The 26,359-nt window shown below is 71.2% G+C and carries 22 protein-coding genes; 13 read left to right on the forward strand and 9 right to left on the reverse strand.

The annotated features are described in order from the left end of the window. Window positions 1-8: 8 nt before the first annotated feature. Both ABZ910_RS00760 and ABZ910_RS00765 read left to right on the forward strand, forming a co-directional pair. Complete coding sequence (locus ABZ910_RS00760) at window positions 9-923, forward strand: HipA family kinase (protein ID WP_361357026.1); 915 nt, start codon at window positions 9-11, stop codon at window positions 921-923. Then, entirely contained in the window at window positions 920-1,231 is a 312-nt protein-coding gene (locus ABZ910_RS00765; protein WP_361357029.1) for a SelT/SelW/SelH family protein, read from the forward strand. The genes ABZ910_RS00760 and ABZ910_RS00765 overlap by 4 nt, the downstream gene beginning before the upstream one ends. A gap of 16 nt (window positions 1,232-1,247) precedes the next feature. On the opposite strand, the gene aceB is transcribed toward ABZ910_RS00765, so the two are convergent. Together aceB and ABZ910_RS00775 are read right to left on the reverse strand one after the other, a co-directional pair. After that, entirely contained in the window at window positions 1,248-2,873 is a 1,626-nt protein-coding gene (gene aceB, locus ABZ910_RS00770) for a malate synthase A (RefSeq protein ID WP_361357032.1), read from the reverse strand. Between the two features lie 94 nt (window positions 2,874-2,967). Then, complete coding sequence (locus tag ABZ910_RS00775) at window positions 2,968-3,567, reverse strand: nucleotidyltransferase family protein (protein WP_361357035.1); 600 nt, start codon at window positions 3,565-3,567, stop codon at window positions 2,968-2,970. Between the two features lie 186 nt (window positions 3,568-3,753). Between ABZ910_RS00775 and ABZ910_RS00780 the strand changes: the two genes are divergently transcribed. Then, window positions 3,754-4,068, forward strand: a complete 315-nt coding sequence (locus ABZ910_RS00780; RefSeq protein WP_361357038.1) for a DUF5955 family protein — start codon at window positions 3,754-3,756, stop codon at window positions 4,066-4,068. A 49-nt stretch (window positions 4,069-4,117) separates the two neighbouring features. Here the strand turns inward: ABZ910_RS00780 and ABZ910_RS00785 are convergent, their stop codons facing one another. Then, window positions 4,118-4,909 (reverse strand): IclR family transcriptional regulator, encoded by a 792-nt coding sequence (locus ABZ910_RS00785; RefSeq protein ID WP_361357040.1) that lies wholly within the window; start codon window positions 4,907-4,909, stop codon window positions 4,118-4,120. A 254-nt stretch (window positions 4,910-5,163) separates the two neighbouring features. Between ABZ910_RS00785 and allB the strand changes: the two genes are divergently transcribed. The 4 genes from allB to ABZ910_RS00805 all read left to right on the forward strand — a co-directional run bounded on the left by allB (window position 5,164) and on the right by ABZ910_RS00805 (window position 9,367). Beyond that, window positions 5,164-6,501, forward strand: a complete 1,338-nt coding sequence (gene allB, locus ABZ910_RS00790; RefSeq protein ID WP_361357043.1) for an allantoinase AllB — start codon at window positions 5,164-5,166, stop codon at window positions 6,499-6,501. Window positions 6,502-6,585: 84 nt separating this feature from the next. Next, the gene (gene alc, locus ABZ910_RS00795) at window positions 6,586-7,704 is read left to right on the forward strand and encodes an allantoicase (RefSeq protein ID WP_361357046.1); all 1,119 of its coding nucleotides are present in this window, start codon (window positions 6,586-6,588) and stop codon (window positions 7,702-7,704) included. 101 nt (window positions 7,705-7,805) lie between these two features. Next, window positions 7,806-8,621: an AIM24 family protein gene (locus tag ABZ910_RS00800; RefSeq protein ID WP_361357049.1), complete on the forward strand. Its 816-nt coding sequence runs from the start codon at window positions 7,806-7,808 to the stop codon at window positions 8,619-8,621. A 98-nt stretch (window positions 8,622-8,719) separates the two neighbouring features. After that, window positions 8,720-9,367: a dihydrofolate reductase family protein gene (locus ABZ910_RS00805; protein WP_361357052.1), complete on the forward strand. Its 648-nt coding sequence runs from the start codon at window positions 8,720-8,722 to the stop codon at window positions 9,365-9,367. Window positions 9,368-9,382: 15 nt separating this feature from the next. Here the strand turns inward: ABZ910_RS00805 and ABZ910_RS00810 are convergent, their stop codons facing one another. The 5 genes from ABZ910_RS00810 to ABZ910_RS00830 all read right to left on the reverse strand — a co-directional run bounded on the left by ABZ910_RS00810 (window position 9,383) and on the right by ABZ910_RS00830 (window position 18,298). Beyond that, entirely contained in the window at window positions 9,383-10,570 is a 1,188-nt protein-coding gene (locus ABZ910_RS00810) for a hypothetical protein (protein ID WP_361357054.1), read from the reverse strand. Between the two features lie 36 nt (window positions 10,571-10,606). Next, window positions 10,607-11,653 (reverse strand): hypothetical protein, encoded by a 1,047-nt coding sequence (locus ABZ910_RS00815; protein ID WP_361357057.1) that lies wholly within the window; start codon window positions 11,651-11,653, stop codon window positions 10,607-10,609. Further along, window positions 11,646-15,593, reverse strand: a complete 3,948-nt coding sequence (gene fxsT, locus ABZ910_RS00820; RefSeq protein WP_361357060.1) for an FxSxx-COOH system tetratricopeptide repeat protein — start codon at window positions 15,591-15,593, stop codon at window positions 11,646-11,648. Before fxsT ends, ABZ910_RS00815 begins: the two co-directional genes overlap by 8 nt. Then, window positions 15,590-16,873, reverse strand: coding sequence for a hypothetical protein (locus ABZ910_RS00825; RefSeq protein WP_361357063.1), 1,284 nt, complete (start codon window positions 16,871-16,873; stop codon window positions 15,590-15,592). The genes fxsT and ABZ910_RS00825 overlap by 4 nt, the downstream gene beginning before the upstream one ends. Window positions 16,874-17,137: 264 nt before the next feature. Next, window positions 17,138-18,298: an FxsB family cyclophane-forming radical SAM/SPASM peptide maturase gene (locus ABZ910_RS00830; protein WP_361357065.1), complete on the reverse strand. Its 1,161-nt coding sequence runs from the start codon at window positions 18,296-18,298 to the stop codon at window positions 17,138-17,140. A 361-nt stretch (window positions 18,299-18,659) separates the two neighbouring features. Here ABZ910_RS00830 and ABZ910_RS00835 point away from each other — a divergent pair, with 361 nt between their 5' ends. Both ABZ910_RS00835 and ABZ910_RS00840 read left to right on the forward strand, forming a co-directional pair. Beyond that, on the forward strand, window positions 18,660-19,862 hold the full coding sequence (locus ABZ910_RS00835) for a TIR domain-containing protein (protein ID WP_361357068.1): 1,203 nt from the start codon (window positions 18,660-18,662) through the stop codon (window positions 19,860-19,862). Between the two features lie 133 nt (window positions 19,863-19,995). Further along, complete coding sequence (locus tag ABZ910_RS00840) at window positions 19,996-21,180, forward strand: cytochrome P450 (RefSeq protein WP_361357071.1); 1,185 nt, start codon at window positions 19,996-19,998, stop codon at window positions 21,178-21,180. A gap of 31 nt (window positions 21,181-21,211) precedes the next feature. Here ABZ910_RS00840 and ABZ910_RS00845 read toward each other — a convergent pair whose 3' ends face one another. Further along, complete coding sequence (locus ABZ910_RS00845) at window positions 21,212-22,342, reverse strand: Gfo/Idh/MocA family oxidoreductase (RefSeq protein WP_361357073.1); 1,131 nt, start codon at window positions 22,340-22,342, stop codon at window positions 21,212-21,214. 130 nt (window positions 22,343-22,472) lie between these two features. Here ABZ910_RS00845 and ABZ910_RS00850 point away from each other — a divergent pair, with 130 nt between their 5' ends. The 4 genes from ABZ910_RS00850 (at window position 22,473) to ABZ910_RS00865 (ending at window position 26,282) form a co-directional block, all read left to right on the forward strand. Further along, the gene (locus tag ABZ910_RS00850; protein WP_361358069.1) at window positions 22,473-23,210 is read left to right on the forward strand and encodes a GntR family transcriptional regulator; all 738 of its coding nucleotides are present in this window, start codon (window positions 22,473-22,475) and stop codon (window positions 23,208-23,210) included. A 209-nt stretch (window positions 23,211-23,419) separates the two neighbouring features. Further along, window positions 23,420-24,433 (forward strand): sugar ABC transporter substrate-binding protein, encoded by a 1,014-nt coding sequence (locus ABZ910_RS00855; RefSeq protein WP_361357076.1) that lies wholly within the window; start codon window positions 23,420-23,422, stop codon window positions 24,431-24,433. Continuing rightward, window positions 24,430-25,476, forward strand: coding sequence for an ABC transporter permease (locus ABZ910_RS00860; protein ID WP_361357079.1), 1,047 nt, complete (start codon window positions 24,430-24,432; stop codon window positions 25,474-25,476). Before ABZ910_RS00855 ends, ABZ910_RS00860 begins: the two co-directional genes overlap by 4 nt. Window positions 25,477-25,490: 14 nt before the next feature. After that, window positions 25,491-26,282 (forward strand): ATP-binding cassette domain-containing protein, encoded by a 792-nt coding sequence (locus ABZ910_RS00865; RefSeq protein ID WP_361358072.1) that lies wholly within the window; start codon window positions 25,491-25,493, stop codon window positions 26,280-26,282. Window positions 26,283-26,359: the final 77 nt, after the last annotated feature.

The following is a 26,359-nucleotide window of genomic DNA, read 5'->3' on the forward strand; positions in this document are numbered from 1 at the left end:
TGGCCGGTGTGCTCCGCGATGTGACCGCTGTTCGATATGTGACCCCGCTGCGGGCCGGCGGCTCCGTGCCCGGAATCGTCGAGGCCGACGACCTGGGGACGTACGTCGTGAAGTTCAGCGGCTCCGCGCAGGGGCGCAAGGCGCTGGTCGCCGAGGTGATCGTGGGCGAGCTCGCGCGGGCGCTCGGGCTGCGGTTCCCCGAGCTGGTCCTCGTGCACTTCGACCCGGCGATCGCCCGCGACGAGCCGCACCAGGAGGTACGGGACCTCCTCGACGCGAGCCACGGCGTCAACCTCGGCATGGACTTCCTGCCGGGCGCGAAGGACTTCACGCCCGAGGTCGCAGGGGCGTTCCCGGTGGACCCGCTGGAGGCGGGCCGGATCGTCTGGCTGGACGCCCTGACCGTGAACGTCGACCGCACCATTCACAGCTCCAACCTGATGGTCTGGCCCACGTTCGGCACCGCGCCGCCGCACCTGTGGCTCATCGACCACGGCGCCGCCCTCGTCTTCCACCACCGCTGGGGCGGGACCGATCCCACCAAGGCCTACGACTTCCGGCACCACGCGCTCGGCCACTACACGCCCGACGTGCGGGCCGCCGACGCCGAACTGGCGCCCCAGGTGACCGAGGAACTGTTGCGGGGCATCCTGGCGGAGGTTCCGGACGCGTGGCTGACGGACGAGCCGGGCTTCGGCACGCCCGACGAGGTCCGGGGCGCCTACGTCGACTACCTCCTCGCACGCGTGAAGGCGTCCGCGAAGTGGCTGCCCACGGACTTTCCGGGCCGCGAGGAACTCGCCGCCGAGGAGGCCGCCCGCGCGCGGAAGACCCAGCAGGGCCGCCCTGACTGGCTCAAGCGGGTCCCCGACCTGCACGGCAAGCCGGCGGCGGAACAGGATTGGTCGGTGCACCTGGGATGACGGACGGCCTCTCGCACGAGCACCGGGTCCAGCCCGAGCCCCGGGTCCAGATCGAGTACTGCACCCAGTGCCGCTGGCTGCCGCGCGCGGCCTGGCTGGCACAGGAGCTGCTGACGACGTTCGAGTCCGAGCTGACCGAGCTGTCGCTCAAGCCCGGCACCGGCGGCGTCTTCGTCGTGCGCGTGGGCGACGAGGTGGTGTGGGACCGGCGGGAGCACGGCTTCCCGGAGCCCACGGCCGTGAAGCGGCTCGTACGCGACCGAGTGGCCCCGGGCAGGTCCCTGGGCCACTCGGACACATCCGCGTGAGTCTCGGTCTTGAGTCTCAGCCCTCCAGCCGCTCGTACGCGGGCAGCGTGAGGAAGTCCGCGTAGTCCTCGTCGAGCGCGACCTGGAGCAGCAGGTCGTGGGCCTGCTGCCAGTGCCCCGCCGCGTAGGCCTCCTCGCCGATCTCCGCGCGGATGTCGGCCAGCGCCTCGGCGGCGACCTTGCGGACCAGCTCCGCGGTGGCCCGCTCGCCGTTCTCGAACACGACGCCCGCGTTGATCCACTGCCAGATCTGCGAGCGGGAGATCTCGGCGGTGGCCGCGTCCTCCATGAGGTTGAAGATGGCGACGGCGCCGAGACCGCGCAGCCAGGCCTCGATGTAACGGATGCCCACCTGGACGGCGTTGACGAGACCGCCGTACGTCGGCTCGGCGTCCAGCGAGTCGATCGCGATCAGGTCGGCGGCCTCGACCCGGACGTCCTCGCGCAGCCGGTCCTTCTGGTTCGGCCGGTCGCCGAGGACCCGGTCGAAGGACTCCATGGCGATCGGCACCAGGTCGGGGTGGGCGACCCAGGAGCCGTCGAAGCCGTCGTCCGCCTCGCGGTCCTTGTCCGCCTTGACCTTCTCGAACGCGACCTTGTTGACCTCCTCGTCGCGCCGCGACGGGATGAAGGCCGCCATGCCGCCGATCGCATGCGCGCCGCGCTTGTGGCAGGTGCGGACGAGGAGTTCGGTGTACGCGCGCATGAACGGGGCCGTCATCGTGACCGCGTTGCGGTCCGGCAGGACGAACTTCGCGCCGCCGTCACGGAAGTTCTTGACGATGGAGAACAGGTAGTCCCAGCGGCCGGCGTTCAACCCCGAGGCGTGGTCGCGCAGTTCGTAGAGGATCTCCTCCATCTCGTACGCCGCCGTGATCGTCTCGATCAGGACGGTGGCGCGGATGGTGCCCTGCGGGATGCCGAGACGGTCCTGCGCGAAGACGAACACGTCGTTCCACAGGCGGGCTTCGAGGTGCGACTCGGTCTTCGGCAGGTAGAAGTACGGGCCCTTGCCGAGGTCGAGCAGGCGTCGGGCGTTGTGGAAGAAGTACAGCCCGAAGTCGACGAAGGCGCCGGGGACCTGCCTGCCGTCCGCGTCGACGAGGTGACGGTCGTCCAGATGCCAGCCACGCGGACGCATGACGACGGTGGCGAGCTCGTCATCGGCCTTCAGGGCGTACGACTTCCCGGAGACGGCGTCGGTGAAGTCGATGTTCCGGCGGTACGCGTCGCTCAGGTTGAGCTGGCCGAGGACCACGTTCTCCCAGGTGGGAGCGGAGGCGTCCTCGAAGTCGGCGAGCCAGACCTTCGCGCCCGAGTTGAGGGCGTTGATGGTCATCTTGCGGTCGGTCGGCCCGGTGATCTCGACGCGGCGGTCGTTCAGGGCGTCCGGCGCGGGGGCCACCGTCCAGGAGTCGTCCGCGCGGATCGCGGCGGTCTCCGGGAGGAAGTCGAGCGTCGAGGTGCGGGCGATCTCGGCGCGGCGTTCCGCGCGGCGGGCGAGGAGTTCGTCACGGCGCGGCGTGAAACGCCGGTGCAGTTCGGCCACGAAGCCGAGCGCCGCGTCGGTGAGGACCTCCTCCTGCCGGGGCAGGGGCTCGGCGTCGACGACGGTCAGCGGGGACGACGCTGCTGCGGACATGAGCTGTCACTTCCTTCAGCGAGGGCACCGGGATCCTTGAGCGAGTGAACCGGGTGTAGTGGATATTAATTTCCTCATCGTGGAACTTCAATGCCTACTCAAGGTGCGTCAAATCGGCCTCCGTGTCGATGTCGTACGGCCGTGCCACGTCGCCGCACTCCACGAGCGTCACCGCGTCCGCGTGCGCCCTCAGGTAGTCGCGGGCGCCGCGGTCGCCGGTCGCGGCCGCGGCGATGCCCGCCCAGTGCGCGGCGCCGAGCAGGACGGGGTGGCCGCGCACACCGTCGTACGCCGCCGAGGCGAGGGACGTCTCGTCCCGGTACGCGGCCAGCACCCGGGCCATCGCCTCCGCTCCGATGCCGGGTTGGTCGACCAGCGCGACCAGCGCGGCCGGGGCGCCCGTACGGGCGAGCGAGTCGATCCCCGCCCGCAACGACGAGCCCATGCCCTCGGCCCAGTCAGGGTTGTCCACGAGCACGCAGCCGGACAGGTCGGCCCGCTCCCGTACGGCGTCCGCCCCGGCCCCGAGGACCACATGGACGCGGTCGCACCCGGCGGCGCGCAGCACCCCGACCGCGTGCTCCACCAGCGGTCGCCCCCGGTGCGAGAGCAGCGCCTTGGGCCGTCCGCCGAGCCGTCTGCCGCCGCCCGCGGCGAGGAGCAGCCCGGCGGGCCGGCCGTGATTGTCCGTCATGCGTCCTGCATACCCGGCGGAGAGGCGCGCGCCCGGCTCCGGTGGGCTGAATTTCGGTCCGTGCGGTGGCGCAGCCCGTGCCGGGTGGCGTTTACTGGCCCGCGTCTCCGGGTGCCCGACCAACGCCGCGGGGGCCGGGTGGGAGCGCGAGGCGCGGGCCCACGAGGACGTGTGAGGGGGAGGGCTGTGTTGCGGAGCTTGGGGCAGAGGGCAGTGATCGGCGGCGACGAGGACCCGAGGGTGGCGGAACTGCGGACCGCCGTGTCCCGGCTGCGCCGCGAACTCGCCGCGCACCCGGCCGAGTTCAGCGATCGGATCATCGCCGAGGACGAGCTGGCGGTCCTGGCCGCGATGACGTCCGGCGGCGTCCCCGAGATCCCGCGGCTGCGCCGCTCCCTGCTGCTGATCGCGGGCGCGATCGGTTCGGTCAGCGCGCTGTCGCGGGGCTTGTCGGACGTACGGGATGCCGTGGAGCTGTTCGGGGACCCGCCTCAGAGCTGACCCGGGACCCGATCACGCGTGCGACGTCACGCGGGTTGCATGTACGGCGTCACGCGCCCGAACCGGCCAGCGCCTCGGACAGTTCCATCGCCACCTGCTGCAGCACCGGCACGATCGTGTCCGTCGTGGACTCCGTGACGCGCCCGGCAGGGCCGGAGATGGAAATGGCGGCGGCGGTGGGGGAGTCGGGCACGGAGACCGCCAGGCAGCGGACGCCGAGTTCCTGCTCGTTGTCGTCGACGGCGTACCCGAGGCGGCGCACCTCCTCCAGGGCCGCCAGGAAGCCGTCCGGCGTGGTGATCGTCTTCTCCGTGGCGGCCGGCATGCCGGTACGGGACAGCAGGGCGCGGACCTCGGCGTCGGGGAGGTTCGCGAGAAGGGCCTTGCCGACGCCCGTCGAGTGCGGCAGGACCCGCCGGCCGACCTCGGTGAACATCCGCATCGAGTGCCGGGAGGGCACCTGGGCCACGTACACGATCTCGTCGCCGTCCAGCAGCGCCATGTTGGCGGTCTCGCCGGTCTCGTCGACGAGGCGGGCGAGGTGGGGGCGTGCCCACGTGCCGAGCAGTCGGGAGGCGGACTCGCCGAGCCGGATCAGGCGCGGGCCGAGCGCGTACCGGCGGTTGGCCTGCTGGCGGACGTACCCGCAGGCGACGAGCGTCCGCATCAGCCGGTGGATGGTCGGCAGCGGCAGCCCGCTGCTCACCGAGAGCTCGCTCAGGCCGACTTCGCCGCCCGCGTCCGCCATCCTTTCGAGCAGGTCGAAGGCGCGCTCGAGGGACTGGACCCCGCCGCCGGCGGACTTGGCGGAGCCGTTGCTGCTGGCGCTGGACGTCGGCACGGCGCGATCCTTTCGGGACGGGCGGCCACCTGGCAGGCGGCTGACGGGCGGCTGACGGCTACGGGCGTCGGGCTGATGGGCGGGGCAGAAGCCTACCGGGGAGGCGATGAGCCTCCTTTCCGCACGCAGCCACGTTCTGCTGACCGGAATTCTAATTCCGCTGTGCGGAGGCATCCAGACGCCCTTGACGGCGCACGCACGCGAGGGAAGACTCGAAGACTCCTTCAACAGAACGTTGAAAAGAGGGCTCCCGGGTGTCCGACGACGAACTGGTGCTGCGCTCCACGCGCGTCATCACCCCGGAGGGGACGCGCCCCGCCGCGGTCGCGGTCTCCGCCGGGAGGATCACGGGCGTACTGCCGTACGATGCCGACGTACCGTCCGGGGCGCGCCTGGAGGACCTCGGTGACGACGTCCTGCTGCCCGGCCTGGTCGACACCCACGTGCACGTCAACGACCCCGGCCGCACCGAGTGGGAGGGCTTCTGGACCGCCACGCGCGCGGCGGCGGCCGGCGGCATCACCACGCTCGTCGACATGCCGCTCAACTCCCTTCCGCCGACCACGACGGTCGACCATCTCCGTACCAAGCAGGAGACGGCCGCCGACAAGGCGCACGTCGACGTCGGCTTCTGGGGCGGGGCGCTACCGGACAACACCAAGGACCTGCGGCCCTTGCACGACGCCGGCGTCTTCGGCTTCAAGGCCTTCCTCTCGCCGTCCGGCGTCGACGAGTTCCCGCACCTCGACCAGGACCAACTCGCCCGGTCCCTGGCCGAGATCGCCGGCTTCGGCGGCCTGCTGATCGTGCACGCGGAGGACCCGCACGACCTCGCCGCCGCCCCGCAGCGCGGCGGCCCCAAGTACGCCGACTTCCTCGCCTCCCGCCCGCGCGGCGCCGAGAACACGGCTATCGCGAACCTCCTCGCGCAGGCGAAGCGCCTCCACGCGCGCGTGCACGTGCTGCACCTGTCGTCGAGCGACGCGCTGCCGCTGATCGCCGCCGCACGGGCCGAGGGCGTCAGGACCACCGTCGAGACCTGCCCGCACTACCTCACCCTGACCGCCGAGGAAGTCCCCGACGGCGCCAGCGCGTTCAAGTGCTGCCCGCCCATCCGCGAGGCGGCCAACCGGGACCTGCTGTGGCAGGCGCTCGCGGACGGCACGATCGACTGCGTCGTCACCGACCACTCGCCGTCCTCGGCGGACCTGAAGACGGACGACTTCGCGACCGCCTGGGGCGGCATCTCGGGCCTGCAGCTCAGCCTGGCGGCCGTGTGGACCGAGGCGCGGCGGCGCGGGCACGGCCTGGAGGACGTCGTCCGCTGGATGGCGTCGCGTACGGCGGAACTCGTGGGCCTGCCGCAGAAGGGCGCCATCGAGGCGGGACGGGACGCCGACTTCGCGGTCCTGGCCCCCGACGAGACCTTCACCGTGGACCCGGCGCACCTCGAACACCGCAACCGCGTCACGGCCTACGCCGGAAGGACGCTGTACGGCGTTGTGAAGTCCACCTGGCTGCGCGGCGAACGCATCATGGCGGACGGCGAGTTCACCGAGCCGAGGGGGCGACTGCTCGCCCGCACGCCCTGATCGCCCCACCGCACCCCTGACCGCCGCACCGCACCGCGGGAGGCCGGCGAACCAAGTGGTCCCAGGAAGGAAGACCTGATCACCGTGACGGCGATTCCCCGTTTCACCGGCGACGCGAACCCCTACGGAGGCGGCGACCCGTACGCGGACTACCGCACCGCCGACTTCCCTTTCACACACCACGTCGACCTCGCCGACCGTCGGCTCGGCGCGGGTGTCATCGCCGCCAACGACGAGTTCTTCGCCGAGCGCGAGAACCTGCTGGTGCCCGGGCGGGCGGAGTTCGACCCCGAGCGCTTCGGGCACAAGGGCAAGATCATGGACGGCTGGGAGACCCGCCGTCGCCGCGGCTCCTCCGCCGAGCACCCCTGGCCCACCGCCGAGGACCACGACTGGGCGCTGGTCCGGCTGGGCGCCCCCGGCGTGATCCGCGGCATCGTCGTCGACACCGCGCACTTCCGCGGCAACCACCCGCAGGCGGTGTCGATCGAGGGCACCGCGATGCCGGGCTCCCCGTCACCGCGGGAGCTCCTGTCCGGCCACGTGAAGTGGACCACCCTCGTCCCGCGCACCCCGGTCGGCGGCCATGCGGCCAACGGCTTCGAGGTCCTGGCCGAACAGCGCTTCACCCACCTGCGTGTCCACCAGCACCCCGATGGCGGCATCGCGCGCCTGCGCGTGTACGGCGAGGTCGTACCGGATCCGCAGTGGCTCGCGGCCCTCGGCACCTTCGACGTCGTCGCCCTGGAGAACGGCGGCCGGGTCGAGGACGCCTCCGACCGCTTCTACTCGCCCGCGGTCAACACCATCCAGCCGGGCCGCTCCCGCACGATGGACGAGGGCTGGGAGACGCGCCGCCGCCGCGACCGGGGCCACGACTGGATCCGCTACCGGCTGGCCGCCCAGGCCCGGATCCGCGCCATCGAGATCGACACGGCCTGCCTCAAGGGCAACAGCGCGGGCTGGGCGTCGGTGTCGGTGCGGGACGGCGATCAGGGCGCGTGGCACGAGATCCTTCCGCGCACCCGTCTGCAGCCCGACACCAACCACCGTTTCGTCCTCCCGGACCCGGCCGTCGGCACGCACGCGTGCGTGGACATCTACCCGGACGGCGGCCTCTCCCGCGTGCGCCTGTTCGGCTCCCTGACACAGGAGGGCGCGGCCCGCCTGTCGGCCCGTCACCAGGAACTGGGCGGCGGCTGACACCCACGGGAGTACTCCGACAAGGCCCCCGCCCGTCCCCCGATCGGCCCCCGATCTCCGGCAGCCGGAACTCTTCACCGCACCTCCCGCGTTCTCCCCTCGTGACCCTTCAGCAAGAAATCGTCGGCAACGCCATGCAGATGGCGGTCGTCAACCTCGATCCCGGCCAGACCGTGTACTGCGAGGCCGGGAAGTTCCTGTTCAAGACGACGAACGTGTCCATGGAGACGCGCCTGTCCGGCCCGTCCGGCAACGGCGGCCGGCCCCAGGACGGCGGGGGCGGCGGCATGGGCGGCATGCTGCGCCAGGCCATGGGCACCGCGATGCAGGTCGGCCAGCGCATGCTCGCCGGCGAGTCGCTGGCGTTCCAGTACTTCAGCGCGCAGGGCGGTCAGGGCACCGTCGGCTTCGCGGGCGTGCTTCCCGGTGAGATGCGCGCCCTGGAACTCGACGGCACGCGCGCGTGGTTCGCGGAGAAGGACGCCTTCGTGGCCGCCGAGTCCACCGTCGACTTCGGCATCGCCTTCCAGGGCGGCCGGACCGGCATGGGCGGCGGCGAGGGCTTCATCCTCGAGAAGTTCACCGGGCGCGGCACGGTGATCATCGCCGGCGCCGGCAACTTCATCGACCTCAACCCGGCCGACTTCGGCGGACGCATCGAGGTCGACACCGGCTGCGTGGTCGCCTTCGAGGAGGGCATCCAGTACGGCGTCCAGCGCGTCGGCGGCCTCAACCGTCAGGGGATCATGAACGCCGTCTTCGGCGGCGAAGGGCTGTCGCTCGCCACCCTGGAGGGCAACGGCCGCGTCATCCTGCAGTCCCTCACCATCGAGAGCCTCGCCAACGCCCTGAAGAAGGCCCAGGGCGGCGACAAGCAGGGCCCGACCGGCGGCCTGTTCTCGACGAACGTGGGGTGAGGCGGCCGCCCGATGAACCGGCGGAGCGATGAGTTGCGGTCGACCGTGGGGTCTGTAGTGATGACACCAGACCCCACCTCAGGAAGCAGGCACCCACCATGGGCAAGCTCGTCTCCACCATCTTCGTCACCCTCGACGGCGTCTACCAGGCACCGGGCGGCCCCCAGGAGGACACCCGCGGCGACTTCACCCAGGGCGGCTGGAGCTTCACGTACGGCGACGAGGAGTTCGGCCGGTTCGTCTCCGAGGTGTTCGACCGCGCGGGCGCCTTCCTGCTCGGGCGGCGGACGTACGACATCTTCGCCGGGTACTGGCCGAAGATGACCGACCCCGCCGACCCGATCGCCTCTCGGCTGAACACCCTGCCGAAGTACGTCGCCTCGAAGTACGTCGCCTCCTCGACCCTCCAGGCGCCCGAGTGGCCCGGCACCATCGTCGTCGGGGGCAGCGGCGACCTCGCCAAGGAGGTCACCGCCCTCAAGGAGCGGACGGACGGCGAGCTCCAGGTCCACGGCAGCGGTGCGCTCGTGCGCTCCCTGCTCGGCCTCGGCGTCGTCGACACCCTCCATCTGCTGACCTTTCCGGTCGTGCTGGGCACGGGCCTCCGCCTGTTCGAGGAGAGCATCACCCCGACCGCCTTCCGGCACACCGGCGGCCACGTCACGAGGGCGGGCGTCTCCATCCAGTCGTACGACATCGTGGGCCGCCCCGAGTTCGGCTCGTACGAATTCCCGGAGAACGCCTAGGCGCTGGGGCGCCGTCTAGCCCCTTGGCACCCTTGGCCGCGGCTGAGGCACGGGGCCCGATGACGCGGCGGCGTTCGCGGGCGGCTTCGGCGTCCTGCCGCGGCGGGTCCGGGCCGCCAGGCCGGTGGACGTCAGGTGCAGCACGTTGACGACGAGGATCGCCGGCGCGACGATCGCGACGGCGTCGGGCAGCCGGGGCTCCAGCAGGAGCGCCAGGATGATCGCCGTGATGCCGTTCTGCTGGCTCAGACACAGCGCGACCCGGTCGCGGCGCGAGAATCCGAGACCGACCACCGCGGCCACCAGGATCTGCGCCAGGAAGGTGGCGCACCCCAGCAGCGCGCCCACGGCGAGGTCGGCACCCCCGGCCAGCAGCATGCCCAGCAGGAACGTGGCCACGACCAGCGCGGCGTTGGTCGCCCGGCCCAGCCACGCGCCGAGCGCGGGCCGGAAGAACAGCGCCGACAGGGCGAGCCCGAGCATGAGGAACTGCCAGGTGGCCGCGGCCAGTAGGGCCAGCAGGGCGACGTACCGCAGCATCCGCAGGACCCGTCGCGGCCCGCGCAGGTCGCGCAGCGGTGCTTCGTCGGCCGGGCCGCGCTCCCGCAGCACCGCCCACACCGCCGCCGCGACCACCAGCAGGGCGAGGTTGCCGAGCAGCGTCGTCGCGTAGTCCCGGGCGCCGGAGGCGACACCCGGGGTGTCGTCCAGGACCATCGATCCCAGGATCACCACCAGGACGGTGGTCACCGGGTCGTCGAACGAGGCCCAGGCCGCGAGCAGGGATTTCGCGCGCGGTGACATGGCGCGGCTCTCCAGCATCGCGGACACCGACAGGGGGTCGATCTGCGCCATGGCGACCGCGAGGACGAGGTACTCGGGACGGTCGGGGAAGGCGAGCCACAGCACGCCCGCGATGAACGCGGCCTTGGCGACCACCCCGAAGGTGATCGCGACCACGATCCGGTAGACGTCGCCGCGCGTGTGCGGGCGGGAGATCCCCTGGGCGCTGCCGTACAGCCCGACCGCCAGGAGGCCCGAGCTGAGCCAGCCGTAGAGCCCGCCGTGCGCCCGGACGTCGAGGGTGAGCCACTGGCCGACGAGGCAGCCGACGGCGGCGAGGGACAGGGGGAGGAGGACGGGGAGGAGAAGGGTGCTCAGGGCGGCGCGAGCACCTTCCGGGTGAGCGGCACGGGGTTCCACGACCACTTCCTTTCGGGCCGGGACCGCGGCGCCGGGTCAGCCGTCGACCAGGTCGCGTCCGAGCCGCGAGACCTGCTGGTCCGCCTCCGTGACCCTGGACTGGTCGAGGGTCACCCCCATGAGGAAGCGCCGGCCGGGCAGGGAGTGAAAGTACACGGCGCCCTGTTCCACGTCGAGGACCACCTGAAGCAGTTCGCCCTGCAGGATCGCCTGCAGGGACAGGTTCATACGGCCGGTGACGCCGGGCAGGAGCTGGCCCATCCGGCCGTACCGGCCGCGGCGCCGGTCCGGGGTCTGGACGCGGAAGAAGTCGCCGAGCCCGGGGTGGTCGAAGATGTCGTAGGCCCAGGCGGTCGTCGGGGACTCGTGGTACGCCACATAGTGCAGGCCCTCGACACCGAGCGCCGAGCGCAGGGCCTCCTCGGCGCCGGGCGGCGGGGCGGAGGCGGTGTGCGGTCGGTTCTCGGCCACGTAGGGGCCGACGGGGAGCGAGGTGTCCGGGGAGGAAGCTGCGCCCGGGTCCTTGTCCGGGTCCGCGGTGCCCTGGGGGGTGGCCGGTTGCTGCACCCAGGGCTCGTCGTTGAACCAGGAGCCGTAGTTCAGCGGACTGTAACGCGCGGGCAGGCGCAGGCCGTTGACGCATTCGGCCATCCTGGCGTCCAGTTCGCCGAGGCGGTCCACGGCGGCGGTGGCGCCGTAGAGATGGAATCCGGGCTCGACGAGGTAATAGAGAACGGCGCCCGTCGGCACGCGTAATACAGTGCGAATGAGCGCGCCGGTGCGCAACGCGGTAAAATCCGGGGCCAGTTCCTCGAGGATGTAATAGAGCTGGCGTCCCGTCCGTTCGTGGGAGGCGGAATCCGCCGACATCGTGAGTGCACCGGTGGACGGATGCGCCGCGTCGAGAACGACCTTTGCCGCATCGCCGTCGTAGAGCACCAAGTGGGCCAGGCCGTCGTGGCGCAGCAACCCCTGTAACTGTGCGGCGAGTTGAGCCATCTGTGGCGTATCCCCATCCGGAAATCGAGGCGAGGCGTGCATGGCGACGCCCAGGGGGTCGGAGATGCCCAGGGGGTCAGACATCCTGCACCTCCAGGTCCGCGCCGACCCTCTGGTACGGATCGGCCAGCAGGGCGGTGGCGAGCGGATGGCCGCTCGGGAGGTGCGCGAGGACCGCGCGCTCGAGGTCCGCGCGCGGCTCGCTCTCGTCGCCCGCCCCGGAAGCCCACCGGTTGGCCAGCGCGGTCAGTGTCACCGGATGCCGCTCCCCCCACGCCGTCGGCCGTCGGCAGTCCTCGTGGATCCCCATGTCATCGGTACTGGTGTCTCTCCCCAATACGTTCAGGCAGTTGAACTGGTTCATCCGCGCGACGAGCGAGTACCGGTGGTCCGGTTCGAACACCGCCCCGAGTTGGTAGACCGCCGTCCGCGCGTGGGAGAGTGCCGTGTCCGGGTCACCGGTCGCCAGTAGATAAACGGCCATGTTGTTGAGGCAGATGCTGCTGAAGGGATGGCTGGGGCCGAACACCTCTTGGTAGCGCTCGTACAGGTCCGGCATGCTGTCCGCCGCGTCGGCGGACCGGCCGGCGGCGTGCAGCCCGATCGCGATGGACAACTCGCAGGCCATGGTGCGGGGATGACGGTCCCCCCACTGGCGGCTGAACCCCCTGCGCGCGTCCTGCAGCCGCCGCAGCCCCTCGTCGGTGTCGCCCTTGCGCACCATGGTCATGCCCAGGCTGGCCAGGGCGTTCAGGTACCGGTGCGAGTCCTTTCCGGTGAGGGTGAGGAAACGCTCGCAGCTGCGGGTCAGGTACCGCTCGGAGTCGTCCAGTTCACCGAGCTCGCGGCAGTACGTGCCGAGGTGGGCGAAGGAGATCCAGGGCCGGAAGTCGTTCTCGCCGTACTGCCGTTTGCGGATGGCGTAGGCGTTTCGGTCCAGGTCGACGGCGGCCTGGACGGCGTCCATGTAGAACTTGGACAGCGCGAGGTTGGTGGAGGCGTCGAGCGTGGCGTTGTGCTCCTCGCCGATCGCCCTGGCCAGGCCCAGATAGGTGCGGCTGTCCTCGTCGAAGGCCGGCTGGAAGCGGCCGGTGGCGCGCAGGTCGGCCGCGTAGCCGCGGGCCGCCATCAGGGTGTAGACGTCGTCGCTGTCCCGCTCGCGCAGGATCTTGACCGAGTGCTGGGACAGCTCCAGCGCGCACTTGTAATGGCCGAGGGCCCGGCAGGCCGCCGCCACCTCGGATTCCATGCGCAGGACCATGGTGTGGCTGTCGCCCATGCTCTCGTCCGCCCGCCAGCGCTCCAGGATGCGCTCGCCCAGCACGCGGGCCTCGGCCCACAGCCCGGACGTCCGCCGGTGGTAGACCTGGCTGACGAGCCAGCGGTGCACCCGCGCGTCGGAGCTCTCCAGCGCGCCGGACGGCTCCAGGTGCCGGTCGAGCTCGGCGAAGGTGGACCGATGCTGCGGCTCGTGCCGCTGCAGGTCCGAGGGCACCATGTCGGCCAGCACGGCCAGGACCTCCGCGCGGGTGGCCGCCCGGTCCTCGGGGGTCATCCAGCCGTGCACGAGGTCTTGCAGCACCCGGTGCACCTTCAGCCGCTGGGCCTTCTGGTCCACCACCGCCAGCGTCGCCTGGGAGAGCTGGTTCACCACGAACCGCAGCCGCAGCGCGTCCTCCAGGCTCGGGTCGAGCGGGACGAGCCGGCTGATCATGCCCGGCGACTCGATGACCTTCATGCCCACGCCGTCCGCCGACAGGAAGGAGCACAGTTCCAGCAGCCGGGCGGCGGCGGGGGACTGGCGGCGCAGTCCTTCGTAGATGCCCCGGTAGACGGTGTCCATCGTCCGGTACTCCGGCAGGACGTCGTCCGGGGCGTCGCTCTCCCGGCTGTCGATGAGGGCGATGTAGTCGTCCGTACGGGCCGGATAGGAACTCAGCTCGGCGACGGCCGCGTTGAGCATCAGCGGCAGGTCGCCCAGCCGTTCGGCGAGCCGGTCCAGGGCGGCGACGTCCGCCCCGGGAAGCCCGTTCTGCAGGAGGTGCAGGCTCTCCTCGCGGGCCAACGGCTCCACCTGCTGGGTCTCGTACCCGGTCGGCCACTGCGGGGTGCGCGAGGTGATCAGGACGTGGCCCGGGCCGGTGGGCGGCAGGAACGGCTCGACGATCTCGCTGCTCTCCGCCCCGTCGAACACCAGCAGCCAGCGGGAGCAGTAGCGCCCGGTCCGCAGGTCCGTGATCAGGGCGGCCGGGTCGTCGCCGCTGCGCGTTCCGCGCGTGGCGCCGTTGAGGGCCTGGGCCAGATCCCGCAGCGCGGCCCGGATGCCGTCCGCGCTGGTCGCGGGGATCCACCACACCAGGTCGTACTGGGAGGCGAAGCGGTGCGCGTACTCCAGGGCCACGTGCTGCTTGCCGACGCCCTTCATGCCCCACAGGACGCGCGGAGCCGTGTGGTCGGCCGTCGAGAAGTCGAACCCGGCCTGGATCTGGGCGAGTTGACGGGAGCGTCCGAAGAAGTGGGCGTTGCGCATGGGCAGCGACAGCACCTCCGGCTGGCGGCCCGGGAAGCGGGTCCGTTCGGCGGCGGTGAACGGGACGTTGCCGACCTCATGGGAGAAGCGCGAGAGCAGCGCCCGGTGCGCGGCCTCCTCGTCCTGCCCGGCGAGGTTGATCGCGTCCGGCCAGTCGAAGTGCGGGACGAGCCGGGCGGTGCTGACCCGCAGCCCCACGGTCTTCGGCGGCTGGGCGCCGCCCACGGGCGCCCCCACCGCGAGACTCGCGATCGTCCGCCCCGCCGCGGTCCCCTCCAGACGCCTCGACAGCAGCGCGACGACGTAGTCGGCGTCGGGGGTGAGGGGGAGGCCGGAGAACTCGTCGCGTTCCACCGAGCCGTTCGGGAGCGGCTCCGCCTCCGGCTGCTCCGACTGCACCTTCATGCCCGCCGCGATGAGCTGTTCGCCGATCCAGTCGGCCCACAGCTGGTCATCGGGGGCGTTGAGCACGGTCACGGCCAGCGGGGTGACGTCCTGGTCCGTACGGTCCTTCCAGGTGGCGTACTCCTCCCGCTGCTCCTTCGGCGCCGCCTCGAAGCCGTCCACGGCACCGTCGGTGATCCGTTTGGCGGCCTTGACGCACGCGTGCAGCAGGGTGTGGGACTGGCGCGGGTTCTCGACCATGACGGCGAGTTCCTCGCCGAAGGCGAACCGCGGCTGATAGGGGATCAGCACCTCGTTCCAGTACGCGTCCAGCACGTTCTCCTCGGTGAGGCCGAGGTAGGGGTCGAGTGCCGTACGGGCGTCGGCGAGGGCGCGTTCGATGCGTGACGCCTCGGTGGTCGTGTCGACGCGCATCGGCACCACATGGAGCTCGATGGGTCTCGGGTGCTCCTTGATGCGCCGGGCGATGTCCCTCGACCCCTCGATGCCCTGCCGGTTCAGATTGAGGCCGATGACCACGGTGTCGGGCAGCGCGAGCGTGCAGATGCCGGCGTCCTCCGAGAACCCGGTGCGACTGTCGATGAGGATGTAGTCGTACGCGCTCTCGCGCATCCGGGTCCGCAGCGCCGCGAGGAACTCCTTGCCGTCGGGGGTGTCCTGGAACCGGGCCCAGTTGAAGTCGTGCAGCCGGTCGAAGTAGCCGCCGTCGTTGCGTCCGGGGCCGAGGTAGTAGAGGTGGCCGCCGTTCGGGAACGTGTAGTGGACGTCGACGTCGTAGCGCTTGAGGTCGGTGTGCTCGGGGTGCAGTTCGCGCAGGTGCTCGGACTGCTGCTCCTGGCTCGCCGCCGTGGTGGCGAAGGTGGAGAACATGTCCAGGATCCCGTCGCTCCCGCTCAGGTCGGGGTCCGGGAGGTACTTCGCGTAGTAGACGTGCAGCCCGGGAGCCTCCAGGTCCCAGTCGATGGTGAGGACCGACTTGCCCTGACTGGCCATGATCCAGGCGATGTTGGCCAGGGCCATGGTGCGGCCCGTGCCTCCTTTGAAGGAGTAGAACGTGATGATCTTCGTCTGCCGGCCGGGAGTGGTCATCCTCCGCCCCAGGATTCGCTGGGAGTGCCGCTGACCAACGGGGACCAGGACGCCCTGTGCCTGAGCCAGCCGGCCCGCTCGCGCTGTCGGCGCAGGAGCCGTTCCGCCGTGCCCTCGGGCCGCAGCTCGTCCGCTCTGCCCGGTGCCGGGTCCTCGTCCGCCGCGTAGGCGAAGGCGTCGGCCACCACCGCGGCCACGGCGTGCCTCAGCGCCTCCGGGGAGCCCGCCTCGTGGTGGGAGGCGCCCAGCTGCCGCGCCGGCGTACGCGCCATCGCGTCGCGCAGCCGGTCCGCACTGCGCCGGCTCTCCTCGTCCAGGCGGGGCAGCACGGTGATGACCGCCGCGACACGTGCCCCCGAACGCGCCAGCCGCTCCCATCGCACCGGAAAGGACGAGTCGTCGGTCAGCCACGGATCGACCAGCGCCACGACGACGGCGGACGCGTCGACGTCGCGCAGCGGATCCGGGCCGGTGTCGTCGTCGGTGACGACGGTCAGCCGGTCGACACCGCAGGCGCGGGCCGCTCCGGCGGCGACGGCGGCCGCGGGTTCGTCGCTGTACGGCCGAAAGGGGCACCACTCCTCGGCCGTCTCGGCGTAGGTGTCGGCGGACTCGCGCAGCGGCTCCATCCCGGTCCGGGTGCCGGCCAGCAGGACCAGCACCAGGTGACGCTCCGCGCTCCGCGACGGCGGGGGCGGCGCAGGGCGCCGGACGGGGCGGCGGCCGTACCCCGGCCCGAAGTACGGCTCCACCGCGTCGCCGTCCGCCTCCGCCATGGCGGGCAGCGGCGTCTTCGCGGCCCGCATGAGGCGCTCGGCGACCCGGCGCACCAGCATGCGGTACCGCTCCCAGACGCTCGGATCACGCTGCAGACCGGCCACGCCCGGGCCCTGGTAGCCCTCTCCCAGGTCGTCCAGGAGCTGTCCCGTGTTCGCCACCGCGCGCGGCAGCACCAGGGAGTCGGCCCGCCACAGCACGCCGATCAGAGCGTCCGCGGGCTCCCCGGTCCGCCATCGCCGCCGCTCCATGCGCTCGCGGAAGACGGACCACTCCAGGGCGCACTGAGGGTCCTTCAGATAGTCGGCCGAGTAGAGCACCAGCAGGGACCGGCAGCTGAGCACGGCGGGGTCGGGGCCGGACGCGGGTTCGGCGTGCTGGAGGCGCCCCTGGTTCTGGGGGCGGCGCCCGAGCACGCTGTAGATCTCGTTCTGGACATCTAAGTGGAACCGCTGGACCGGGCCTCTGTCCCCGGTCGAACCGGCATAACTGGTGTAGAACATCGGCCCCACAGCAACCCCCCCAGGGACCCGCCTCCCGAACGTCGTCGGCCTGTCACCGCTCCATTGGCCCACATCCGCATCGGTAAGCGCATTGGTCTGCCCGAGCGTGCGCATCGACACCAATTCGGGTCTATGATAGGCAATTTTGCCCACATGGGAGCCGGTTTGAAACCGAGCCATCTCTCGGGTCCCCTTGAAGTGGCTTGAAATTCCGGATGTCTGTGCTGATCGGCCGTCCATTTCGGGCGCGTGTTTCGACGCGGTTCACCGGGCTGCCCGTCGGTGGATGTGCCGGATGAGTCTGGTGAGGTCCAGACAGTACACCGAGGGATTGGCGAAACCCCCTCCACGCCCGTAGCGGTGCGCACGGAGTCCACCGCCGCAGACGTCGACCAGGGGGCATGAGCGGCAGGTGGGGCACAGGGACCCGATGCCGTGTTCCGGGGCGCCGGGCAGCGCGAGCACGTCGTCGAAGGAATGGCTCAATACGTTCGTACCGGTGTGTGAGGCGCCGTCGGCGACCGCGTTGAGGGAGTCCGCCCAGACGAGGGCTCCGTCCGTCTCGACCACCGCGACCGCGGCGGGCAGCGTGCCGAGCAGCTCGGAGCTGCTGCCGGTGCCGTCCCGGCACAGACCGATGACCGACTCGAAGAGCCGCACCCGCACCCCGCGGCCGGTGGCGTCCCAGCGGTCGAACGCCGCGCACAGCCAGTCCCCGTAGGGCGCCCGCGTGCCGCCCGCGCCCGTCGGCGGTGCATCCCAAGTGCCGTGTGGCAGAAGGAAGTCGACGGCGGGCGGCCCGTGTGCCACCAGTGCGTCGTAGGTCTCCCGGGGCGGGTTGGCCAGGTCCACCGTGCACAGCAGGCCGCCGAACAGCCGCCGATGGCGGGGCGAGTCGAGCCGGGCGAGGGCCGCGGCCACCCGGGCGTGGCTGCCGCGGCGCTCGCCGCCGTCCGCTCCCCGTCGGTGCCGGTGCCGGTCGTGGGCCTGCTGGTCGCCGTCGAGGCTGACGCCGACGCAGATGTCGTGCCGCAGCAGGACGTCCAGCATGTCGTCGCAGAGCAGGGTTCCGTTGGTCTGGACGGCGAGTTGCACATGGGCGCCCGCGGCGCCGACGGACCGGCGTACCGCGGTGGCGAACTCGTCGATCACGGCGGCGCCGGCGAGCAGGGGTTCGCCGCCGTGCAGCACCACTCTGACCCGGCGCAGACCGTGCCGGCGTACGTGCTCGGTCATCCGGCGCACCACTCGGTGACGAACGGCCGCGGGCATCGTCCGCGGACGCGCGCGCCATCCGGAGTCCTGCAATTCGTAGACGTAGCAGTAGTCGCACGCGAGATTGCATCTGCTGTGCAGCTTGACGATGAATTGGTCGAATGCCGTCAGCGTTGTGCGCCCGTCCCGTGTCACGGATACGCGAGGCATTGGCCAATGGTTGGCAGGCGGGCAGTTTTGTTCGAAAGTAGGGCCCTGCCACCTGTGCGACGGAGCCGCAGCTGACGTACTGTCAGGGAGTATGCGAACGGGCGAATGGGAAGTGGGCGAAATCGAAGCCGCTTTCTCCGAAAGGCGGTTGTGTAAGCTCGTCAATCTCTGCCCCCCGTTCGGCCCCATGGGGAGCACATGCATCCCTGGGCCGAAATGATCGGCAACATGGCGATGGCAGCCCCCCGTCGAGCGTAGGCGGAACACCTCGTGGGCGGTGAGGCGTCAACTGGCCAACGTTCGCGGCGCGCGGATCGGCCAGGGGCGCCGGGTGGACACAGGGGAGCGAAAGGGGTTGTCCATGGCGAGCTACTTCGTCACGAGTTTCGCCGACGCCGAGAATCCCTCGTACGCGGCGCGCTTCCACGACGACCTGGCCAGGGAGGTGAGCCGGCAGCTGGGCAGGAAGGTCGACGCCCGGAAGTGCGACCGCACCCTGTCGGCCGACGAACGCCGGTCGCTCGTCGCCAAGACCGGCGTGCTGGTCGTGCTGTGCTCGCCGGACTACTACGACGACCGCGGTTGCGTAGGCGACTGGGTGCTGTTCCAGCGCCGGCTGGACAGCATTCCCGGCCAGCGGGGCCCGGCCGCGGCCCCGCCCATGCGGGTGCTGGTCCGCTGGCGCCCCGTCGAGGCCCTCCCGCCCGGCCTGCCCCGGCCGCCGATGATCGCCGGGGACGTGGTCGACGACTACAACAAGCTGGGGCTCTACCGGGTCGTACGGGAGCAGGGGCCCGACTCGTCCGCCTACGGCCATGTCCTGCGGCAACTGGCCGGCCTGGTCCGCGCGGGGTTCACGGCGTCCCTCCCGCCGCTGCCCGCCGACGAGCGGCTCCTCCCGGAGCAGGCCTCCCCCTGGCCGTGTCCCGCCCGGTCCACCGTGCCCCCGCCGAGGAGAGCGGACAAGGTCCGGCAGCCGGAGCCGATCCGGCCTTCGCAGCAGGTCCGGACGCCGGAGCCGCCGGTCCGGCCGTCGGGGCCGATCCTGGCGTCCGAGCCGATCCGGGCGTCGGAGTCGGTCGAGACTCCGTCCCCGCCGCGCGTGTTCATCTCGTACGCGCACGAGGACACCCGGCACCGCAAGGAGGTCAAGTCGCTGGCCGAGTTGCTGAAGCGGGCGGGCGTCGACGTGCGGCTGGACCAGGACGCGGACGACGAACCGCGCAACTGGCTGCGCTGGATGCAGGAGGAACTGAACGCGGCGGACTTCGTCCTCACGGTCGCGTCCCCGGCGTACCGGCGCCGCGTGGAGCAGCGGGAGAGGCCGGGGACAGGTCGGGGAGCGACCTGGGAGGGCGGCTACGTCCTGGACGAGGTGTACGAGAATCCGAGCTCCTGGGAGAAGCGCATCCTCCGGGTGCTCTTCCCCAGGTTCGACGAGGAGGCGCTGCCCCGCTTCCCCGGCTCCCTCTCCGTCACCGTCTACCGGGTCGACCCCGTCACGGGCGGCGACGATCTGGACAGCCTGCTGCGGTATCTGAGACGAGGCCCGGCGCCGTCATGACGCTCGCGCTCGTCCGGCGTCCGATTCGGGCACCGAGGGAGCCCCTGGCGCGTTGTCAGTACACCGGGCCCGTCACCGGGATCGGTCCGCGCGGGCTCGTGAGGGCTTCGGGGATGTCCGGAAGGGGCGGGGCATGACACAGGTGATCGATCTGGGGGAGTTCGGGGACGGGTTCCGCAGGGACCCGCATCCCGTGTACGCGCGCCTGCGGGAGCTCGGACCGGTGCACCGGGTACGGTTCCCGGCCCGCGACCGGCACCACGAGAGCTGGCTCGTCGTGGGGTACGAGGAGGCGCGCGCGGCGCTCGCCGACCCGCGGCTGGTGAAGGACGGCAGGAGGGTCGGGACGACCTTCCTGGACGAGGAGCTCATCGGCCGGCACCTGCTGGTCGTCGACCCGCCGCAGCACACCCGTCTGCGCGGGCTCGTCACGCGCGCGTTCACGGCGCGCCGGGTGGAGGAACTGCGGCCGCGGATCCAGGAGATCACCGACCGGCTGCTCGACGAGATGCTCCCGCGCGGCCGCGCCGACCTCGTCGAATCCCTCGCCTACCCACTGCCGATCACGGTGATCTGCGAACTGCTCGGCGTCCCCGAACTGGACCGCGCGGAGTTCCGCAAGCTGTCGACCGAGGTGGTCGCGCCCACCAGTTCGGAGAGCGAGTACGACGCCTTTTCCCGGCTCGCCGAGTACTTCACGGAGCTGATCGAGGACAAGCGGCGCGCCGGTCCGGGCGGCGACCTGCTCGGCGATCTCGTCCGCACCACCGCCGAGGACGGCGACCGGCTCTCCCCGCAGGAGCTGCGCGGGATGGCCTTCCTGCTGCTGATCGCCGGCCACGAGACCACCGTCAACCTCATCGGCAACGGCGTCCTCGCCCTGCTCACGCACCCCGATCAACTCGCCGCCCTGCGCGGCGACATGAGCCTCCTCGGCGGCGCGGTCGAGGAGATGCTGCGCTACGAGGGGCCGGTGGAGAACGCCACGTTCCGGTTCGCCGCGGAGCCTCTGGAGATCGGCGGTACCCCCATCGCGGCGGGCGAGGCGGTGCTGGTCGGTCTCACCGCGGCCGGTCATGACGGGGCCCGCCATCCCGACCCCGACCGCTTCGACATCCGCCGTGACAACCGCGGTCACCTCGCGTTCGGCCATGGCATCCACTACTGCCTGGGCGCACCCCTGGCCCGCGTCGAGGCCCGTACGGCGATCCGCTCCCTTCTGGAGCGCGCTCCCGGCCTCGCCCTGGACGGCGGGCCCGGCGACTGGCTGCCGGGGATGCTGATGCGGGGCGTGCGCACCCTGCCGGTGCGCTGGTAGGGCCTGAGGACTCGTCCGGCGCGCAGCCGGCTCATCCGCGGACCTCGGAGGGACCGAAGGAGGTTGAGGGCCCGAAAGAGCTTGAGGGTCGCGCGGACCCCGAGGCGCCCGAGGCGCCCGAAGCGCCCGAGGACCGTAAGGGCCCGGCCGGTGGAGGGATCTCCCCCAGGATCTCCGCCGGCCGCACCGGTCTTCGCTCACGGCGGGACAGCTCGCAGGCCTCGGCGACGAGCAGGGCCCGCAGTGCCTCGCGCCCGTCGCACGGGTTGGGCCGCTCCCCGTGCAGGAGCTCGACGAAAGCGCGCAGTTCGGCCTCGTACGCGGCCGCGAAGCGCTCCAGGAACCCGGTCCACGGCCTGTCAGCGGCCGGTGGACCGGTGGGCTCGGTCGAGGCGAGCGGCGTACGGTCGTCCAGCCCCACCACGACGGTGTCCTGCTCCCCGGCGAGTTCCATCCGCACGTCGTAGCCGGCCCCGTTGACACGGGTCGCCGTCAGGGTGGCCTGCGTGCCGTCGTCCAGGGTGAGGACGGCCGCACCCGTGTCGACGTCACCGGCCGCCCGGAACATCGCGGGACCGGCGTCCGATCCGGTCGCGTACACGTCGACGATCTCGCGTCCCGTCACCCAGCGCAGCGCGTCGAAGTCGTGGATCATCGTGTCCCGGAACAGCCCGCCGGACAGCGGCAGCCAGTCCGCGGGGGGCGGGGACGGGTCGCAGGTCATCGCCCGTACGGTGTGCAGCCGGCCGAGCCGCCGGGAGCGTACGGCCTCGCGGGCCCCGGTGTAGCCCGCGTCGAAACGCCGCTGGAACCCCATCTGCAGGACGGTGCCGGCCGCCTCGACCTCCGCGAGCGCCTGCAGCGTGCCCGCCAGGTCCAGGGCGATGGGCTTCTCGCAGAAGACCGGGAGGCGGGAGCGTGCCGCCCGGCCGATCAGGTCCGCGTGGGCCGACGTCGACGTGGTGATCACCACGGCGTCCACACCCCACTTGAAGATCTCGTCCACGCTCGGAGCCGCCGTCTCCCCCAAGCGGTGCGCGAGCTCCTGGGCCCGCACCGGATCCGCGTCCGTGAGGATCAGGGATCCCACGTCACGATGGCGGCTGAGCGTGCTCGCGTGAACGGTGCCGAGACGGCCCGTACCGATGACCCCGATGCGCATGGAAACAAAGTGAGGGGCCACCCCCCGCGCTGTCAATCAATATGTCCGGACAACCGGACTACACGACTTCCCGTCAACCGGCCACGCAGCTACGCTCGGGCTCGTGCCGAAACCTGACGTGAATCCGACCGTGTCGCTCGACCTGAGTGTGGACCGGAGCTCACCGGTGCCGTTGTACTTCCAGCTGTCCCAGCAGCTGGAGGCCGCGATCGAGCACGGGAGCCTCACTCCCGGCAGCCTGCTCGGCAACGAGATCGACCTGGCCGCGCGGCTCGGCCTGTCCCGGCCCACCGTCCGCCAGGCCATCCAGTCGCTCGTCGACAAGGGCCTGCTGGTCCGCCGGCGCGGCGTCGGCACCCAGGTCGTGCACAGCCAGGTCAAGCGCCCTCTCGAACTCAGCAGCCTCTACGACGACTTGGAGGCGGCGGGTCAGCGCCCGGCGACCACGGTCCTGGTCAACGCCGTCATCCCGGCGTCCGCGGAGGTCGCGGGCGCGCTCGGCGTCGCCGAGGGCAGTGACGTCCATCGCGTCGAGCGGCTGCGACTGGCGCACGGCGAACCGATGGCGTACCTGATCAACCATCTGCCGCTCGGCCTGCTCGACCTGGACACGGCACAGTTGGAGGCGACCGGCCTGTACCGCCTGCTGCGCGCCTCCGGGATCACGCTGCACAGCGCCCGGCAGTCCATCGGCGCCCGCGGTGCCACGGCCGCCGAGGCGGAGCGGCTCTCCGAGGCCGAGGGCGCCCCGCTGCTCACCATGCGGCGCACCACCTTCGACGACACGGGCCGCGCGGTCGAGTTCGGCGACCACGCCTACCGCCCGACCCGCTACTCCTTCGACTTCCAGCTGCTCGTACGCTCCTGAGAGCCGTGCGTCGTGCGTCTGCCGTACGCCTGCCGTACGCGCGCCATGCACGTCACGATGTCAGGACAATGTGACCGGACCGTCTGCCCCGGCCGCGGCATATGCCACCCCTGTGTCCGACAATGGGACGTTTGGGACTGCTGATGGGACCGCCGAGTCGATCACCAGCCCCATGCGTACGTCAGAGCACAGCAAGAAGGGCACGGCCTGTGGCACGGTTTCGAACCTGGGTAGGCATCGCGGTGGCAGGGGCGCTGGGCGTGGCCTGCATGTCGGTGTCCGGGTGCAGCAGCACCGGCGGCAAGCGGGCCGAGGACGCCCGCAAGGCGGCCGTGGCCCAGGGGAAGGCGGCGGTGAACACGCCGCGCTGGACCTTCGCGATGATCACTCACTCGGGAGACGGCGACACCTTCTGGGACATCGTGCAGAGCGGCGCCGAGCAGGCCGCCCGCAAGGACAACATCAACTTCCTGTACTCGCACGACGCCGAGGCCCAGCAGCAGGCGCAGCTCGTGGACGCGGCCGTGGACAAGAAGGTCGACGGCATCATCGTCAGCCTCGCCAAGCCCGACGCCCTGAAGGCGTCCGTGGCACGGGCCGAGAAGGCCGGCATCCCCGTGATCACGGTGAACTCGGGCTCCGCGGAGTCCAAGGCCTTCGGTGCGCTCACGCACGTCGGCCAGGACGAGACGATCGCCGGTGAGGCCGTCGGCGACGAGCTGAACAAGCGCGGCAAGAAGAGGGCGATCTGCGTCCTGCACGAGCAGGGCAACGTCGGCCACGAGCAGCGCTGCGCCGGAGTGGCCAAGACCTTCCACGGCAAGGTCGAGAACCTCTACGTCAACGGCACGAACATGCCCGACGTGCAGTCCGCCATCGGCGCCAAGCTCCAGGCCGACAAGTCGGTCGACGCCGTCGTCACGCTCGGCGCGCCCTACGCCGACACCGCCGTGAAGGCGAAGGCCGACGCGGGCAGCAAGGCCGAGGTCGATACCTTCGACCTCAACGCCAAGGTCGCCGCCGAGCTGAAGGACGGCACCCTCGGCTTCGCCGTCGACCAGCAGCCGTACCTCCAGGGTTACCAGGCCGTCGACCTGATGTGGCTGTACAAGTACAACCGCGACGTCCTCGGCGGCGGCAAGCCGGTGCTCACCGGCCCGCAGATCATCACCAAGGACCAGGCGGGCGCGCTGGCGGCGTACACGGATCGGGGCACCCGATGAGCGCGACCACCCCGTCCACCGAGTCCACCGACGAACGGCTGCTCAAGACCTCCCCGCTGCGCAAGCTGCTGGGCCGCCCCGAGCTGGGCTCGATCGTCGGCGGGATCGCCGTCTTCGTCTTCTTCGCCTGCGCCGCCGACAGCTTCCTGCAGCCCGCGAGCCTGAGCACCGTCCTGTACGCGTCCTCGACGATCGGCATCATGGCGGTCCCGGTCGCGCTGCTGATGATCGGCGGCGAGTTCGATCTGTCGGCGGGCGTGCTGGTGACGTCGTCGGCGCTGATCTCGTCGATGTTCAGCTACCAGATGACGGCGAACGTCTGGGTGGGCGTCGGCGTCTCGCTCCTCGCCACCCTGGCGGTCGGCGCCTTCAACGGCTTCATGCTCACCCGCACCAAGCTGCCCAGCTTCATCATCACGCTGGGTACGTTCCTGATGCTGACAGGCATGAACCTCGGCTTCACCAAGCTGATCGACAGCACCGTCTCCACGAAGACGATCGCCGACATGGAGGGCTTTTCGACGGCCCACGCCGTGTTCGCCTCGACCCTCACCCTCGGCGGCGTCGACTTCAAGATCACCATTCTGTGGTGGCTCGGCCTGGTCGCCCTCGCCTCCTGGATCCTGCTGCGCACCCGCGCCGGCAACTGGATCTTCGCGGTCGGAGGGAACAAGGACGCGGCCCGCGCGGTCGGCGTCCCCGTCGCCAAGACCAAGATCGGCCTGTACATGGGCGTGGCGCTCGGCGCCTGGATCTCCGGCCAGCACCTGCTCTTCTCGTACGACGTCGTCCAGTCCGGCGAGGGCGTCGGCAACGAGCTGATCTACATCATCGCGGCCGTCATCGGCGGCTGTCTGATCACCGGCGGCTACGGCAGCGCGGTCGGGTCGGCGATCGGGGCGTGCATCTTCGGCATGACCAGCAAGGGCATCGTCTTCGCCGAGTGGAACCCCGACTGGTTCAAGTTCTTCCTCGGAGCGATGCTGCTCCTCGCGACCCTGCTCAACGCCTGGGTCCGCAAGCGCGCGGAGGCGACCAAGTGACCGAGACCGATGACATGACGCAGACCGCGGAGCGCACCGCGCTCGTCGAGCTGTCCGAAGTCAGCAAGCACTACGGCAGCGTCCGCGCCCTGGAAGGCGTCTCCCTGGAGGTCTATTCCGGCGAGATCACCTGTGTCCTGGGCGACAACGGCGCGGGCAAGTCGACCCTGATCAAGATGATCGCCGGCCTGCACCAGCACGACGGGGGCACCCTGCGCGTCGAGGGCGAGGAGACCCGCCTCGCGTCCCCGCGCGCGGCCCTGGACCGCGGCATCGCCACGGTCTACCAGGACCTGGCCGTCGTACCGCTCATGCCGGTGTGGCGGAACTTCTTCCTCGGCTCCGAGCCCCGCAAGGGCGTGGGCCCCTTCAAGCGCATGGACGTCGACTTCATGCGCCGCACCACGCATGCCGAGCTCCTGCGCATGGGCATCGACCTCCGCGACGTGGACCAGCCCATCGGCACCCTGTCGGGTGGCGAACGCCAGTGCGTGGCGATCGCGCGGGCCGTGTACTTCGGCGCCAAGGTCCTGGTCCTGGACGAGCCGACGGCGGCCCTCGGTGTGAAGCAGTCCGGGGTCGTCCTGAAGTATGTGGCGGCGGCACGTGACCAGGGTCTGGGTGTTGTTCTCATCACCCACAATCCGCACCACGCATACCTCGTGGGAGACAGGTTCGTCCTGCTGAGGCGGGGCACGATGGTGGGCAGTCACACCCGGGACGAGATCACCCTGGACGAGCTGACAAGGCAGATGGCAGGCGGAAACGACCTGGACGATCTACGCCACGAACTGCAGCGGGCCTAGGGCCGCGGGAGGCCGGCCGAGCCTCCGCACCGCCTCCCGCAGCCGCGGCCGAACACGCACCCGCCCTCGCTCTCCCG

This window comes from Streptomyces sp. NPDC046805 (assembly GCF_040645355.1).
GTDB lineage: Bacteria > Actinomycetota > Actinomycetes > Streptomycetales > Streptomycetaceae > Streptomyces.

Bases quoted from the DNA above. Each gene is read 5' to 3' on its own strand.
- ABZ910_RS00860 (WP_361357079.1), top strand. From the start codon at position 24,430: ATGAGCGCGACCACCCCGTCCACCGAGTCCACCGACGAACGGCTGCTC.
- aceB (WP_361357032.1), bottom strand. From the start codon at position 2,873: ATGTCCGCAGCAGCGTCGTCCCCGCTGACCGTCGTCGACGCCGAGCCC.
- ABZ910_RS00825 (WP_361357063.1), bottom strand. From the start codon at position 16,873: ATGTTCTACACCAGTTATGCCGGTTCGACCGGGGACAGAGGCCCGGTC.
- ABZ910_RS00845 (WP_361357073.1), bottom strand. From the start codon at position 22,342: ATGCGCATCGGGGTCATCGGTACGGGCCGTCTCGGCACCGTTCACGCG.
- ABZ910_RS00830 (WP_361357065.1), bottom strand. From the start codon at position 18,298: ATGCCTCGCGTATCCGTGACACGGGACGGGCGCACAACGCTGACGGCA.
- ABZ910_RS00765 (WP_361357029.1), top strand. From the start codon at position 920: ATGACGGACGGCCTCTCGCACGAGCACCGGGTCCAGCCCGAGCCCCGG.
- ABZ910_RS00815 (WP_361357057.1), bottom strand. From the start codon at position 11,653: ATGTCTGACCCCCTGGGCATCTCCGACCCCCTGGGCGTCGCCATGCAC.
- ABZ910_RS00865 (WP_361358072.1), top strand. From the start codon at position 25,491: ATGACGCAGACCGCGGAGCGCACCGCGCTCGTCGAGCTGTCCGAAGTC.
- ABZ910_RS00835 (WP_361357068.1), top strand. From the start codon at position 18,660: ATGGCGAGCTACTTCGTCACGAGTTTCGCCGACGCCGAGAATCCCTCG.
- ABZ910_RS00805 (WP_361357052.1), top strand. From the start codon at position 8,720: ATGGGCAAGCTCGTCTCCACCATCTTCGTCACCCTCGACGGCGTCTAC.
- fxsT (WP_361357060.1), bottom strand. From the start codon at position 15,593: ATGACCACTCCCGGCCGGCAGACGAAGATCATCACGTTCTACTCCTTC.
- ABZ910_RS00840 (WP_361357071.1), top strand. From the start codon at position 19,996: ATGACACAGGTGATCGATCTGGGGGAGTTCGGGGACGGGTTCCGCAGG.
- ABZ910_RS00775 (WP_361357035.1), bottom strand. From the start codon at position 3,567: ATGACGGACAATCACGGCCGGCCCGCCGGGCTGCTCCTCGCCGCGGGC.